Annotated in this window: 12 protein-coding genes; 7 read left to right on the top strand and 5 right to left on the bottom strand. The window is 61.9% G+C overall.

Features of this window, described 5'->3' with window-relative positions; translation table 11 throughout:
* Positions 1–36 precede the first annotated feature (36 nt).
* From LAC81_RS01600 to LAC81_RS01610, 3 genes are all read left to right on the top strand, one after another.
* The gene (locus LAC81_RS01600) at positions 37–1,221 is read left to right on the top strand and encodes an NAD(P)/FAD-dependent oxidoreductase (protein ID WP_223726445.1); all 1,185 of its coding nucleotides are present in this window, start codon (positions 37–39) and stop codon (positions 1,219–1,221) included.
* A gap of 235 nt (positions 1,222–1,456) precedes the next feature.
* A complete protein-coding gene (locus LAC81_RS01605; protein ID WP_223726446.1) occupies positions 1,457–1,603 on the top strand; it encodes a hypothetical protein in 147 nt (48 codons plus the stop codon).
* A gap of 353 nt (positions 1,604–1,956) precedes the next feature.
* Positions 1,957–4,479, top strand: coding sequence for a methyl-accepting chemotaxis protein (locus LAC81_RS01610; RefSeq protein WP_223726447.1), 2,523 nt, complete (start codon positions 1,957–1,959; stop codon positions 4,477–4,479).
* A gap of 96 nt (positions 4,480–4,575) precedes the next feature.
* Here LAC81_RS01610 and LAC81_RS01615 read toward each other — a convergent pair whose 3' ends face one another.
* Positions 4,576–4,767, bottom strand: a complete 192-nt coding sequence (locus LAC81_RS01615; RefSeq protein ID WP_223726448.1) for a hypothetical protein — start codon at positions 4,765–4,767, stop codon at positions 4,576–4,578.
* A gap of 104 nt (positions 4,768–4,871) precedes the next feature.
* Between LAC81_RS01615 and LAC81_RS01620 the strand changes: the two genes are divergently transcribed.
* Positions 4,872–5,741: a LysR family transcriptional regulator gene (locus LAC81_RS01620; protein WP_223726449.1), complete on the top strand. Its 870-nt coding sequence runs from the start codon at positions 4,872–4,874 to the stop codon at positions 5,739–5,741.
* 60 nt (positions 5,742–5,801) lie between these two features.
* Here the strand turns inward: LAC81_RS01620 and LAC81_RS01625 are convergent, their stop codons facing one another.
* The 3 genes from LAC81_RS01625 to aceA all read right to left on the bottom strand — a co-directional run bounded on the left by LAC81_RS01625 (position 5,802) and on the right by aceA (position 8,853).
* Positions 5,802–6,911, bottom strand: coding sequence for a LuxR C-terminal-related transcriptional regulator (locus LAC81_RS01625; protein ID WP_223726450.1), 1,110 nt, complete (start codon positions 6,909–6,911; stop codon positions 5,802–5,804).
* A 281-nt stretch (positions 6,912–7,192) separates the two neighbouring features.
* Entirely contained in the window at positions 7,193–7,432 is a 240-nt protein-coding gene (locus LAC81_RS01630; protein WP_034800815.1) for a hypothetical protein, read from the bottom strand.
* Positions 7,433–7,563: 131 nt separating this feature from the next.
* The gene (gene aceA, locus LAC81_RS01635; protein WP_223726451.1) at positions 7,564–8,853 is read right to left on the bottom strand and encodes an isocitrate lyase; all 1,290 of its coding nucleotides are present in this window, start codon (positions 8,851–8,853) and stop codon (positions 7,564–7,566) included.
* Positions 8,854–9,080: 227 nt separating this feature from the next.
* Here aceA and LAC81_RS01640 point away from each other — a divergent pair, with 227 nt between their 5' ends.
* Positions 9,081–10,490, top strand: a complete 1,410-nt coding sequence (locus LAC81_RS01640) for a helix-turn-helix domain-containing protein (RefSeq protein WP_223726452.1) — start codon at positions 9,081–9,083, stop codon at positions 10,488–10,490.
* Here LAC81_RS01640 and LAC81_RS01645 read toward each other — a convergent pair.
* A complete protein-coding gene (locus LAC81_RS01645) occupies positions 10,484–11,467 on the bottom strand; it encodes a fatty acid desaturase family protein (RefSeq protein WP_223726453.1) in 984 nt (327 codons plus the stop codon). The genes LAC81_RS01640 and LAC81_RS01645 overlap by 7 nt on opposite strands.
* A gap of 334 nt (positions 11,468–11,801) precedes the next feature.
* On the opposite strand from LAC81_RS01645, the gene LAC81_RS01650 reads away from it, so the two are divergent.
* Together LAC81_RS01650 and LAC81_RS01655 are read left to right on the top strand one after the other, a co-directional pair.
* Positions 11,802–12,896, top strand: a complete 1,095-nt coding sequence (locus LAC81_RS01650) for a polyamine ABC transporter substrate-binding protein (RefSeq protein ID WP_223726454.1) — start codon at positions 11,802–11,804, stop codon at positions 12,894–12,896.
* Positions 12,897–13,000: 104 nt separating this feature from the next.
* A complete protein-coding gene (locus tag LAC81_RS01655) occupies positions 13,001–14,143 on the top strand; it encodes an ABC transporter ATP-binding protein (RefSeq protein WP_223726455.1) in 1,143 nt (380 codons plus the stop codon).
* Position 14,144: the final 1 nt, after the last annotated feature.

Here is a 14,144-nt window from a genome sequence, read left to right on the forward strand (position 1 = left end):
CACCGGGAAGGAAGGACAAAAGAGCTGGGGTGTTTCGTGGCTGAAAAGAAGGATGTGGTCATCATCGGCGCCGGTGCCGCGGGCATGATGTGCGCCATCGAGGCGGGCAAGCGTGGACGCCGCGTGGCTGTGCTCGATCATGCCAAGGCGCCGGGCGAGAAGATCCGCATCTCCGGCGGCGGCCGTTGCAACTTCACCAATATCCATGCGGGGCCGAAGAACTTCCTGTCGGCCAACCCGCATTTCTGCAAGTCGGCGCTGGCACGCTACACGCCGCGCGATTTTCTCGCACTGATCGAAAAGCACGGCATTGCCTGGCACGAAAAGACGCTCGGCCAGCTCTTCTGTGACCATTCGGCCAGGGACATCATCAAGATGCTGCTTTCCGAAATGCGCGAGGTTCATGCCGAACTGCGGCTGGAAACCTCGATCGAGAGCGTCGAGCGTCACGGTGCCGGCTTCCGCGTCATGACCGATGAGGGGCCGATCGATGCGCAGTCGCTCGTCATCGCCAGCGGCGGCAAGTCGATCCCGAAGATGGGCGCGACCGGGCTCGCCTACCGGATCGCCGAGCAGTTCGGGCTTGGTCTCGTCGAAACACGGCCGGGCCTTGTGCCGTTGACGCTTGATCCGGTGCAACTCGAAACGATCGGGGAACTGGCGGGCGTCGCGGCTGATGCAGAAGCCCGGTTCGGCAAGACGGCGTTTCGCGAAGCCGTGCTGATCACCCATCGTGGCCTGAGCGGCCCGGCGATCCTGCAGATCTCCTCCTATTGGCGCGAAGGACAGGAGATCGTGCTCAGGCTGATGCCGGACATCGACATTGCCGCGATCCTGAAGGAAATCCGCCGCAGCCATGGGAAGCAGGCGGTGCAGACGGCGCTCGGTGACATCCTGCCACGCCGGCTCGCACAGTTCTTCGCCGATGGCGCGAAGCTCACCGGCCGTCAGCTGGCCGACCTTTCGGACAAGACGCTCAATCAGCTTGCGGCCTCGATCCAGGCCTGGACGATCAAGCCGGCAGGATCGGAGGGCTATCGCACCGCCGAGGTCACGCTCGGCGGCGTCGATACCAATGGGCTCGATTCCAAGACGATGCAGGCGAAGGCGGTGCCGGGCCTCTACTTCATCGGCGAATGCGTCGATGTGACCGGGTGGCTTGGCGGCTACAATTTCCAATGGGCCTGGGCATCGGGCTTTGCTGCCGGGCTGGACGCCTGATCTCCCTGCTTTTGGTGGGTCGCGCTTCAGCAATTGTTAACGGATCTGATCAAACCTTTATTTTCGTCGGCACAGCCGGCGGTTGGTGAGATCGGATTGTCACATAAACGGAAATAACACTGTTTCCTATTTTTTGACTTTCCTCCGCCACGGCATGGCTGCAATATGTGTGTGACTGGCAAGCCGGTTCATTCGGGCCGATGGTTGCTGGTCGATGTGACAAGGACAGGATGCCATGAACGAACCACGCCGCCGTTCCCGCGCCATCGCGATTGCCCGCACCGACGAAAGCCGTCAGCAGAAGGCCGCTGTCACGCGCCTCGCACTGATCGCCTTCTTCGCCGTAGCCGCGCTCGCAGCCATTCCGGCCCTTTGGTTCTGATCACCGGCGACCGGCCCTGGCGGCCGGTTCCATGGGGCGCAGCGTAAGCGCCCCCGCGCCCCTTCGGATTTTCCGCCGCAGGCGATTGCGCTTATATAATTTTTAATCGTTCAAATTGAATAGTACGACGATGTGAGTTTCGTCAGGTTCGCGCTGCCTGGAGGGGTGGCGCGGATCCGCAATGATTGCCGACGGACTTGCGGCGTGCGCCGTATGATTTTCCGAAAAACATCAGCCTGTTTGCGCATCGGGTGGCTCTCGATCGTTCGCGCCTTCACGCCCTGTCGTGGAACGCGCAGACGTCTCGAGCCGTCGGGGGAGGCGAATGCGAGCTGCGAGCCAAGGTGTTTTCAATGTTCATTGATAGAATTCTTGCCCGTTTCAAGATCCAGACGAAGGTGCTCTTTTTCATCCTGCCTTTCGTCGTCAGCATCTGTGCCGTCGGTATCACCGGCCTCTATGCATCCGGCCTGCTTCAGGGCCGCATGGAGATTTCCAACAGCGTGCTGCAGACATTGAGCGGCTTCAAGGATGTCTATGCGGGCATGAACGCCTTCCTGCATTCGACGACCGAGGAAACCAGGCAAGCGGTCCAGTCGAAGATCTCGGCGCAGAAGGATGTGCTTGCCGCGACGGCCGCACAGGTCGCCGGCCAGAGCGGCCAGGACGAATTGACCGCCGCAATCGCCGCGACAAACGACATCGAGGCGCGCATTGACGGCCTCTGGAAGCTGCATGTCGGTGAACAGGAGCTGCGCGCGGCGATGGCTGCGAACCTCGACGCACTGCTGATCGAACGCTCCAAGATCAACGAGGAATCGAATCGGCTGCAATACGCCGTGCGGAAGAACGAAAACGCCGCCAAGACCATGCTGCGCGAAGCCGAAAAGCTGTTGCGTGCCAGCCGTTTCTTCAATGAATTCGGCACCGAGGTCAGCAAGGCGATCACCGTCGACGACAAGCTGAAGGCCGTGAAGGAGCGTTTCCCGATGATCGGCCGCACCGAGCGCGACATCTTCCGCCTGCTGCCGAAGGATGAGAAATCGCTCACCGAAACGATCACCTCGGCCTCGAGCGAGATCGGCTCGCTGCTGAAGGCGCCGGCCGGTCCGGAAACGCTTGCCGGTATCTCCAAGTACGTCGACCGTTTCCGCACCGCAAGCTTCCGCCTGGAGGCAGCATCCGTCGGCAAGATGCGTGATGCGACGCGCATTTTCGCCGAGCTCGACGAGCAGATCGTCACGACGGAATCGGTGCTGACCGCAACCCGCCGGCTCGCCGCGTCGATCACGGACATCCAGATCTCTGCTGCGACCTTCATGGGGCAGACGAACGAAGAGAACCGCCAGAAGCTGCTCGACAAGTCGCTTGCCGTTCAGCAGAACATGGCGACGCTGCGTGGCGTTGCCAGCGACGGCGCTTCCTTCGACAAGATTGCCGATACGCTGATGCCGATCCTGACGGCGATGAAGAAGGATGCCGCAGCACTCGTCGAAATCACCGTCAAGCGCACCTCGGACTTCGACGCCGCCGGCCAGTCGATCGACCAGATCTGGGGTGATCTCACCGGCTTTGCCGAGCAGCAGAAGGTGGCTGCAGGAACGGAACGCCAGGAAGCAAATCAGATCTCGGTAGCTGCAACCGTCGCCGGCGTCGTCATCGCGCTGCTTGCCGGTATTGCGCTGACGCTGACGCTGAAGAAGCCGATCGGCCAGATCACCGCTGCCATGCGTCGCCTCGCAGATGGTCGCCTGGACACCGCAATCGACGGCGATGCCCGTCGCGACGAAATCGGCGACATGGCGCGTGCGCTCGGCGTGTTTAAGGAGAACGCGCTTTCCAAGGTGCGCATCGAGGCCGAGAGCGAAGAGCAACGGACTCGCGCCGATATGGAGCGCAGCCGCAACGACCAGGAAAAGCGCGAACTCGATCGCCAGATCGATCTGGCCGTCAGCGAGCTTGCGGCCGGCCTCGGTCGCCTGGCGCAGGGCGACCTCTCGCGCCAGATCGAGGTTCCCTTCCACGGACGTCTCGAGCAGTTGCGCGAAGACTTCAACGGCTCGCTGATCCGCCTGCAGGATACGCTATCGCAGATCCGTGCCAATGCGCAGGCGATCCAGGAAAGCGGTTCCAGCATGCACCATGCCGCGGACTCGCTGTCGAAGCGGACGGAAGCGCAAGCCGCATCGCTCGAAGAAACCGCCGCCGCTGTCGACCAGATCACCGTGACCGTTCGCTCGTCGGCCGAACGCGCCGGCGAAGCCAACCATGCCGTGATCCAGACCAAGCGCAGCGCCGACAGCTCGGCCACCGTCGTCACCAACGCGATCGCGGCGATGGGACGCATCGAGGACGCCTCGCGCCAGATCGAGCAGATCATCGAGGTGATCGATGACATCGCCTTCCAGACGAACCTCTTGGCGCTGAACGCCGGCATTGAGGCGGCGCGTGCGGGTGAAGCGGGCAAGGGCTTTGCCGTTGTCGCGCAGGAAGTACGTGAACTGGCACAACGTTCGGCAGAGGCCGCGCGCGAGATCAAGGGCCTCATCAACAAGTCGACGAACGAGGTCAATGCCGGTTCGCACCTGGTCAAGGAAACCGGTGAAGTGCTCGCATCGATCAGCGCGCAGATCGTCACCGTCAGCCAGCATGTCGAGATGATTGCGACCGCAAGCCGCGATCAGGCCGTGGCTCTGAACGAGGTCAACGGCTCGGTCAACCAGATGGACCAGATGACACAGCAGAACGCATCCATGGTCGAGGAAGCGACGGCGACGAGCCGGTCGCTCGCGCACCAGGCGGATACGCTGATGATGCTTGTCGAACAGTTCCGCCTGGAGCCGGAAGCAGACGAGTACAACTACCGGGCCGCCTGAGGCGACCGACTATCGAATTCGCTGACGGCGGACGTTCCGCCTACCGGCGAAGGCACGGCAAACCGGAATCGCCGTGCGACATAACAAGGGCAGGGGCTAACATTGCACCGCGTGGCCGCAGGGCTCCGCGGTGCTCTTTTTTTCAGCGTCGACGCGCCTCATGCGGCGTCTCTCTGCGATCCTGGCGGTCAAGGCGTTGAACAGGCGCCGAAGATATCCCGGCGGCTTCGGGTCGAAGTCTTCGTCCCAACGCCGGTTTTTCAGGGCCATGTCGGCGATATAGACCATTGCCATCATTTCCATCGTGATGCTCCTCATGTGGTGGGCATCACCTCTTTTATGCATCAAAAGTAGTTTTACATACACCGGATATCGGCCTATGTTTTTCATTAATGAAAAACCTGGATTGGGATATCTACCGCTGTTTCATGAGCGTGGCGCGCACGGGCGGCTTGACCGGAGCGGCGCAGACGCTCGGCTCGAGCGCGGCCACTGTCGGGCGGCGGATGCTGGAACTCGAGGAGCGGACGGGTCGTGCGCTGTTCCTGCGCAGCCAGACCGGCTACCAGTTGACCGGTGACGGCGAGCTTCTGTTTGAACAGCTTCAGGAAATGGAAGCGGCGGCGCGGCGGGTCGAGAGCTGGCGGCGCGAGGGTGAAGGCGCGACCGTCCGCATCACCGTCGGCACCTGGATCGCCTGGCTGCTTGCCGAGAACTTCCCGGCGCTCTGCAGCGAGAGGGACGGCTTCAGCCTCGCGATAAACGTCGGCGAGACGCGCGCCAGCCTTGCCTATCGCGAGACCGACATCGGCATCCGCGCGTTCGAGCCCGAGGAGACCTATCTGGCGGCGAGCCCGGTCGGCGACGTCGCCTATGCCGCCTACCGCCAGAAGAACGCGCCGTCGGCTGTCAGCTCCCGGTGGGTGGCGGTGGGCGAAGAGGAAGCGATTTCGTCCTATCTTCGCTGGCCGCACCAGCAGGCGGACGGGCGGATCGTCGCGACGATCACGCGGCCGCGCTCGCTTTTGGATCTCGCCCGCGCCGGCGCCGGTTGCGCCGTGCTACCCTGTTTCGTCGGTGATCTCGACCCGATGCTGGAACGGGCCGGCGAGGAGATCTCGGCGCTACGGCACCGGCAATGGATCGTGATGAACAACGAAGACCGGCACCGAAGGGAAATCCGCACGGTGGTCGACCGCATGACGAAGCTGTTGCGCAGCCATGCCGACGTCTTTGCCGGAAAACGACCGCGTCGCGGCTGAACAGGTGTGCAACCGGCCGGCATCCAGGCCGCGTGCTTAGCATTGGATCTGCGCGTTTGCTCAACGCATCAGGAGTTTGACGAGGGCTGCCTGGGAATTGACCCGGGTCTTGGCATAGATGCTTTTCAGCTGGGTGCGGATCGTCTCGTAGCTGACGCCGTTGGCATGCGACATTTCCTTCAGCGTCAGGCCAGCGGCGACGCCGGAGGCGATGCGGATTTCGGCCGGCGTGAGGCCGTAGCTGTCCTTCAGATGGTCGAGGCGTTGGTCGCAAACGAGCGACGTCGCCGGCTCGATCAGCACCGCGACCGTGGGCCCATCCAGAAGTTCGGTAAAGATGTTGGCGCTTCGCCGGACCAGGGTGATCCGGAAAGCGCCATCCTCCGCGGTCGTGACGATGCGAACCTGCGGCTGCGCCGGGGCGCCGACCGGTGAGGCCAGCAGCTCCAGCGTCGCATTGGTTTCCGGCTCGTCCATGAACAGGCGCCCATTGAGCGTGACGCGAAACGGAGAGCCCTTGGCCGCCATCTGTTCGGCATTGTCGTTCATCGAACGGATGCGGAGATTGTCGCCGACATAGATGACGCCGACGCCGATCGTATCCAGCAGCGTCCGGCCCTCATGCTGTTCGGCCATCATCAGGTCACGCCGCCGCAGGAAGTCGAAGGCGCGCTTCAGATGGGGAGCAAGCTGGGTGTATTGATCGGCTGCCCGCTGGTTGACCTCTTCGTCCGTCGACGATGTGCAGGTCGATACCAGCAATGTGCGGGTCGGGCTGCGCACGATCGTCACGCCCACAGTGGTCTCGCAGCCGGTCTGGCTCTTCAGCCAATCATTGTAGAACTCCGATTTGATGAGGTCCGCGCGCGAGACGATGTGTTCACCGGAGAGACCCCGCCCCACCGGCACGAGCACCGACTTCGGAATCCAGGGGTTGATCGCCGCGAAGTGGTTGTTGAATTGGTCGATCGCATCAGGGGTAAAGCCGGAGACATAGGGCACGCAGGCGGCTGGCGATGTCAGATCGTGGTAGTGCAGTGCCGAGCGCCCGTCGGGCATGGTCGTCGTCAGCCGGTCGAGAAAGTCCTGCCAGCTGCAGTCGCCAAAGGCGGCGCCGTAGATCAGCTCCGTCAGTTCGGCCGTATCGGCAGCTTTCGTCGATCGATACATGCTTGCCCCTAGCTCAGATAGGCTAGGCTAATGTAACCCGCTGCAAGGCGACCGATCAACTTGAAATGGCAGTTCAAAGGCAAGCGTTGAATCACGATTCAGTGTTGCAACGCGGAATGGCCGGCATTCTCGCCGGCCATTCCGATCTCGTGCAGCGTCATATCGTTGCTTTGATAGATGTAGAAATCAACCTTAAATTGCTTTCGCTGCTCTGATTGCGGCCAGCGGCTGAAATGAAATTGACGACAGCAGGGCCATCGCAAGCGTCATCGCGATCAGCATCACGGCCGGCCCTGAGTAACGATGACGGGGATCAGAAGATCGCCCCAGTTGCCTTCGCCGCCGTGGTGGCGGGCCGAGCGAACGAGCTCGACCGATACGCCGGCGTCAACGGCTTTCATGACGGACTGGTTGAGGCGGTGCAGGTCGTTCGCGACCATGCGGATCGCAGCCTGTTGGTCCGGGGTCATTGCCGAAGACTGCTCCTCGGCCCGTTCCTTGACGCGTGTCTGGACTGTCATTGGACTTCTCCTTGAGGTTCGAGGCTGGAACGAGATGCGGAATGTCTGCGGTTTCCGTCCGCGTCCCGCTCCAATTTCTGGGGGTCGGCAGGAGCGCAGCGGGCAGGGATTGCCGCGCTCCCGCCGGGCTTTCACGCTGCGGCCGGGCGGAACTGATCGTGCTCGGTCGATTCTTTCATGGCGGTCGTCGAGGATTGGCCGCCGGTGATCGCCATCGAAACGGCGTCGAAGTAGCCGGTGCCGACCTCGCGCTGGTGCTTGGTGGCAGTGTAGCCGTTGACCTCGGCTGCGAATTCCGCCTCCTGCAGCTCCGAATAGGCGGCCATCTGCCGCGCCTTGTAGCCGCGTGCCAGCTCGAACATGCCGAAGTTCAGCTGATGGAAGCCGGCAAGCGTGATGAACTGGAACTTGTAGCCCATCGCGCCCAGCTCCCGCTGGAACTTGGCGATCGTTGCGTCGTCGAGGTTCTTCTTCCAATTGAACGACGGCGAGCAGTTGTAGGCGAGCAGCTTGTCCGGATGCACCTTGTGCACGCCCTCGGCAAACTTGCGGGCTTGCTCCAGGTCCGGCTTCGATGTTTCGCACCAGATCAGGTCGCAATGCGGCGCATAAGCCACCGCGCGGGCGATGCAGGGCTCAAGCCCATTCTTCACCTGGTAGAAGCCTTCGACCGTGCGGCCGGCATCGTAATCAACGAAGGGACGGTCGCGCTCGTCGATATCGGAGGTCAAGAGCTTGGCCGCTTCCGCGTCGGTGCGGGCGATAACCAGCGTCGGCGTGCCCATGACATCGGCAGCAAGCCGCGCCGCATTCAGGTTGCGGATATGGGCCGCCGTCGGGATCAGAACTTTGCCGCCGAGGTGGCCGCACTTCTTTTCCGAAGCGAGCTGGTCCTCGTAGTGGACACCGGCGGCACCCGCCTCGATGAAGGCCTTCATGATCTCGAAGGCGTTGAGCGGACCGCCGAAGCCGGCTTCGGCATCGGCGACGATCGGCGCGAACCAGGTGTCGACCGAAAGGCCCTTGCCTTCGGAGGTCTCGATCTGGTCGGCGCGCTGCAGCGTGCGGTTGATGCGCTTGGCAAGCTCGGGCGCGGCATTGGCCGGATAGAGCGACTGGTCCGGATACATCGCCGAAGCGGTATTGGCGTCGGCCGCAACCTGCCAGCCGGAGAGATAGATCGCCTTCAGGCCGGCGCGGACCATCTGCATGGCCTGGTTGCCCGAGAGTGCGCCGAGAGCATTGACGAAGTCATCCTCGTGAATGAGCTTCCACAAGCGGTTCGCGCCCATTTCGGCCAGCGAATGGCGGATCTCGACCGACCCGCGCAGCCGCTTCACGGTCTCTGCGGTGTAGGGGCGTTCGACGCCATCGAAGCGGCCTTGCGGTGCGCTGGGAACAAGCTTGTAAAAATCAGTCATTACGTCCTCCCATCAAAACCTGGCATCCGTCCGACTTTCGTCGTTCGGTGCTTTCGTTTCGAGTTCATGTGACAGTTTTTACATTGCGCTGCGGCATTCGGCTATTGGAAACAATGAGCTGGCGCTGTTAAAAGGGTTATCTTGTCTTGCCTTTGACAGGCAAGCGAAGTAAATTTGTAAAAAATGTAAATCATGCTGTGCTGCAGGGCTTGTAAAGGTAATTACAAATGGCCGAGAACAAGATCTTTGCCGGTCCGCGGGTCAGGCGTATCCGCAACGGCCTGTCGCTGACGCAGACGGCCATGGCCGATGCGCTTGGCATCTCGCCGTCCTACCTCAATCTGATCGAGCGCAATCAGCGGCCCTTGACGGTGCAGCTGCTTTTGAAGCTCGCCTCGGTCTACAAGGTCGATCTCGACGAGTTGCAGGGGGAAACCGGTGGTAGCCTCGCGCAGTTGCGCGAGGTCTTCGCCGATCCGCTGCTGTCGGCGGAGCTGCCGGGAGAGCAGGAGTTGATCGAGGTGGCGGAAGCCGCCCCCAATGCCGCCGGCGGTGTCGTCAAGCTCTATCGCGCCTATCGCGAGCAGGCGGCTCGCCTCAAGGACCTCGCCGATCTCCTGGCGGGGCAGGGGCATATGGAGGCGCTTTCGGGCACGCGGCTGCCGATGGACGAGGTGCGCGAGACATTCGAAGCCCGGCCCAATCATTTTGCTGCAATCGAGGCGGCGGCAGAAGCCTTCCATGAGGCACTGTCGCCCGGCGATGACCTCGTGGGCGCTCTGAAGAATTGGTTGAAGAAGGAGCATGGCCTGATGGTCCGCAGCCTGCCGGTGCATGCCATGCCCAACCTGCGCCGCCGCTTTGACCGCCATTCCATGCGCCTTTTCATCTCCGAACGGCTGTCGCCCTATGACCAGCTGCGCGAGATCGCCATGGAGGCGGTGTCGATCGCCTGCCACGACGCGATCATCGCGGAACTCGAGCTCTTGCGCTTCTCGACCGCGGAGGCGCGCCGCATCGCTCGCTTCGAGCTTGCGCGCTACGGCGCGCATGCGCTGATGATGCCCTATGCCGCCTTCCTCGCCGCGGCGCAGCGCGCGAAATATGATGTCGATATGTTGCGCGCCCGCTTTCAGGTCTCCTTCGAGCAGGCCGCCAACCGGCTGACCATGCTGCAGCGCGCCGGAGCGCAGGGCGTGCCGTTCTTCCTGATGGAGATCGACAATGCCGGCCACCGCCTGCGGCGGGCAGGCGCATCAGGCTTCCCGCAGGCGAAATTCGGCGGCGGCTGTCCGAAGCTCAATATCCATGCCGCGTTCTCGGTGCCCGGGCAGGTTCTGGTCGATCGCGTCGAAATGCCCGATGGCGCTGCGTTTCTGACGGTGGCACGCACGTTGGACGGCCCGCAGGCGGCATTCCAGGAGCGGGTCCGGCGCACGGCCCTGCTTCTCGGTTGCGAAGCATCCTTCGCCGACGAGGTCGTCTACGGTTCGGCGCTGCCGCCTGCGGTCGCAATCGGTGCTGCCTGTCGGCTCTGCGAGCGGCAGGGCTGCCTCGCGCGTGCCGAGCCGCCGGTCACGCGGCCGCTCGGGCTCGATGAGATGGCGACCGGCCTCAGTGTCTTTGATTTTCAGTAGCTGACGGGATGCTGGTTCGGCAGTAACGGTGCGTTCGGCGCGAAGCATTCCGCTGGCAGTCCGGTCGTGTAGCCCCGGGTAATGTGCGCCTTGTCCGCATAGGCCCTGTCGCGCATCAGGATCGCGTGCAATTCCGGCAGATTGTAGAAGGGCACACCGGGATAGAGATGGTGCTCGAGGTGGTAGTTGATGTTGTGGGGGGCAAAGAACAGCTTCTCCCAGGCATACGGATAGACCGTGCGTGAGCTCGTCAATTCGTCGCTGTAGTCCATGTTGCCGAAGTGTTCGGCGACGCTGCGTATATAGAGAAACAGGCAGAAGAACGTAAGGAACGGCACCACCCAGTAGAGCGCCGCTTCCCGCCAGATACCGAGCAGCGTGAAGATCGCCGCCGCGGCCACATAGAAGCCGATGCGCAGCAACTTGTATTGAAGCGTCGAGCGGTCGTTCTTTCCCATGCGCTTGGCCATATGCAGCATGTCGCGCAGCGAGTTGACCGCGACGAGATAGCCAAGCAACTGGGCGACGCCGCGCACAAGCTTCTGCGGGAAGGTGAATTGCGGCATGCCGAGCTTTGCCGTCCAGTCCGGATCCTCGTCGGTATTGGCGTGTTGATGATGGGCGAGATGGTTCTGGCGATAGCCGTCGACGGTCGCAAGCACCGGCCAGGCGAGCAAGAGATCGCTCATCCAGTCGCTGAGTTTTCGGTTGCGGATGATGCGATAATGCGCCGCCTCGTGGATCATGCAGCCGAGCGCGTGCATGCGTCCGGCTATCAGCACCACGGCGATCAGGTAGACAAGCGGATTGCCGGCATATTCGCTGACGGCGATTGCCACTGCAATCATCGCCCAATCGAAAGCGATTGCGCTCAGCGCCTTTCGCGGTTCGAGCACGGAAAGGCGTTTCAATTCCTTGGGGTCGATCCTGCGGCGCCGCCCGCCCATGGCCTTTTCGCCAATGATCTTCTCGCCCATCGCAATATCCGTACCTTGATGCACAACCGGAGCGAAAATCGCACGGCGGTTATGGTTAATCAATTGTAAACGTCGGTCCGTACATGTCGAGCATGGACATGGTTAACTGTGGGTGGACGCTGCCGCCCGGTTTGATGGGGGGTGCGGCGCTTCGCCATAAGTGCCCGATTTTCCTTGACTTGTGAAAAGCGTTGGCCGATGCGACGGCGCCTTTTATTGGCACGAAAGCGCTTGAGGTTATCGAGAAACATGCCTAACCTCGCGGCCTGAGCGAAGCGTATTGCACGGAGTTCCGGCGTGCCGGACCCGAAATGAAAACCAAGAGGGGAGTTGTATGTCCAAGCTCATCGTCACAACCCTGGCGGCAGCCGTCCTGGCCGGTTCGACCATGCTGGCCTCGGCGCAGGAGCGCGTGGTCAACGTCTACAACTGGTCGGATTACATCGACAGCAGTATTCTGGAAGACTTCACCAAGGAGACGGGCATCAAGGTCGTCTACGATGTCTTCGATTCCAACGAGATCCTGGAGACGAAGCTGCTCGCGGGCGGTTCGGGCTACGACGTCGTCGTGCCGACGGCGACCTTCCTGCAGCGGCAGATCGCTGCCGGCGTGTTCCAGAAGCTCGACAAGTCGAAGCTGCCGAACCTTTCCAATATGTGGGATGTGATCATGGATCGTACGGCCAAGTACGATCCGGGCAACGACTATGCCATCGACTACATGTGGGGCACCACCGGCATCGGCTACAATGTCGACAAGATGAAGGCGATCCTCGGCACCGACGAGAAGCCCAACTGGGACGTCGTCTTCAAGCCGGAACTGGCGGCGAAGTTCAAGGATTGCGGCATCCACATCCTCGATTCCCCGACCGACGTCATGCCTTCGGCGCTCGCCTATCTCGGCCTCAACCCGGATAGCCACGAGGCTGCCGATCTGGAAAAGGCGGCTGAACTGCTGGCGAGCATCCGCCCCTATGTGCGCAAGTTCCATTCCTCCGAATACATCAACGCGCTCGCCAACGGCGACATCTGCCTCGCAATCGGCTTCTCCGGCGACGTCTTCCAGGCCCGCGACCGTGCGGCCGAAGCAAAGGCCGGTGTGACCGTCGACTACGCGATCCCCTCGCAGGGCGCGCAGATGTGGTTCGACATGCTTGCTATCCCTGCTGACGCACCGCACGTCGAGGAAGCCCACGCATTCCTCAACTACATGATGAAGCCCGAAGTCGTGGCCAAGGCATCGAACTATGTCTTCTATGCCAACGGCAACAAGGCCTCGCAGCAGTTCCTCGACAAGGCCGTTCTGGAAGATAGCGCCATTTATCCGTCGGACGAGGTGATGCAGAAACTGTTCACGGTGACGCCCTTCGAGGCGAAAGAACAGAGGGTATTGACCCGACTCTGGACAAAGGTCGTAACCGGCCAGTAAGAGCGGAAAACGAATTGCCCGGACCTCAAAATCCGGGCAATTTTCTTAAGGGGGCACCGGGGAAAACGAGAGTGCCCATCGGCTGTATCATTCGGGGATAGATGATGAAGTCTCTCGGCAGTATCCGGCGGTCCTTTGCCCCTTGGGCGGATCCCGCTTCCAAGCCATTCATTTCCGTCAAGAACGTGACGAAGCGGTTCGGCGACTTTACCGCCGTCGACGACCTTTCGCTGGACATCTACACACGCGAGTTCTTTGCGCTCCTCGGCGCCTCGGGCTGTGGAAAATCGACGCTTCTGCGCATGCTCGCCGGCTTCGAGCAGCCCACTTCGGGCGAGATCATTCTCGACGGCCAGAGCCTGGCCGGCATTCCGCCCTACCGGCGGCCTGTCAACATGATGTTCCAGTCCTACGCACTCTTTCCGCACATGACGGTGGAGAACAACATCGCCTTCGGACTGAAGCAGGACGGCATGCCGAAGGCGGACATCGCAGCGCGTGTAGCGCAGATGCTGAAGCTGGTGAAGCTCGAGAAGTTTGCCCAACGCAAGCCGCACCAGCTTTCTGGTGGCCAGCGCCAGCGCGTGGCACTCGCCCGCTCGCTCGCCAAGCGGCCGAAGGTGCTGCTCCTCGACGAACCGCTCGGCGCGCTCGACAAGAAGCTGCGCGAGGAGACCCAGTTCGAACTGATGGACCTGCAGCAGGAGCTCGGTCTCACCTTCGTCGTCGTGACCCACGACCAGGAAGAGGCGATGACCATGGCGGACCGCATCGCCGTCATGAGCCACGGCAAGGTCATCCAGGTTGCGACCCCGGCCGAAATCTATGAGGCGCCGAATTCCCGTTTCGTCGCGGACTTCATCGGCGACGTCAACATCTTCGAAGGAGCCGTCTCGGGAGCCGAGGGTGGCTATGTGCGCCTCGAAGGCACCAATGGCTTTCCCATCCGCATGGCATCCCCCGAAACGCCGGCTGCCGGCGGAAAATCCGCCGTCGCCGTCCGTCCGGAAAAGATCCGCGTCAGCCGGCAGCCGCCGGCCCACGCGCCCGTCAACACGGTGCAGGGTGAGATCTGGGACATCGGCTATCTCGGCGACATGACCGTTTTCCACGTGCGCCTGAAGGACGGACGCGTGATCAAGGCGTCGTCGCTGAATGCGGTGCGCGCCGTCGAGGATCCGCTCGGTTACGATCAGGAAGTGTGGGTTTCCTTCGGCGAAGACGCCGGCGTCGTTCTGAAGGATTGAG

The sequence above is a fragment of the Ensifer adhaerens genome (assembly GCF_020035535.1).
In the GTDB taxonomy this organism is placed as follows: Bacteria; Pseudomonadota; Alphaproteobacteria; order Rhizobiales; family Rhizobiaceae; genus Ensifer.

Excerpts from the sequence above, each read along its gene's own strand:
- LAC81_RS01605 (WP_223726446.1), top strand. The coding sequence starts at position 1,457 with ATGAACGAACCACGCCGCCGTTCCCGCGCCATCGCGATTGCCCGCACC.
- LAC81_RS01610 (WP_223726447.1), top strand. The coding sequence starts at position 1,957 with ATGTTCATTGATAGAATTCTTGCCCGTTTCAAGATCCAGACGAAGGTG.
- LAC81_RS01615 (WP_223726448.1), bottom strand. The coding sequence starts at position 4,767 with ATGGTCTATATCGCCGACATGGCCCTGAAAAACCGGCGTTGGGACGAA.
- LAC81_RS01620 (WP_223726449.1), top strand. The coding sequence starts at position 4,872 with ATGAAAAACCTGGATTGGGATATCTACCGCTGTTTCATGAGCGTGGCG.
- LAC81_RS01625 (WP_223726450.1), bottom strand. The coding sequence starts at position 6,911 with ATGTATCGATCGACGAAAGCTGCCGATACGGCCGAACTGACGGAGCTG.
- LAC81_RS01630 (WP_034800815.1), bottom strand. The coding sequence starts at position 7,432 with ATGACAGTCCAGACACGCGTCAAGGAACGGGCCGAGGAGCAGTCTTCG.
- aceA (WP_223726451.1), bottom strand. The coding sequence starts at position 8,853 with ATGACTGATTTTTACAAGCTTGTTCCCAGCGCACCGCAAGGCCGCTTC.
- LAC81_RS01640 (WP_223726452.1), top strand. The coding sequence starts at position 9,081 with ATGGCCGAGAACAAGATCTTTGCCGGTCCGCGGGTCAGGCGTATCCGC.
- LAC81_RS01645 (WP_223726453.1), bottom strand. The coding sequence starts at position 11,467 with ATGGGCGAGAAGATCATTGGCGAAAAGGCCATGGGCGGGCGGCGCCGC.
- LAC81_RS01650 (WP_223726454.1), top strand. The coding sequence starts at position 11,802 with ATGTCCAAGCTCATCGTCACAACCCTGGCGGCAGCCGTCCTGGCCGGT.
- LAC81_RS01655 (WP_223726455.1), top strand. The coding sequence starts at position 13,001 with ATGAAGTCTCTCGGCAGTATCCGGCGGTCCTTTGCCCCTTGGGCGGAT.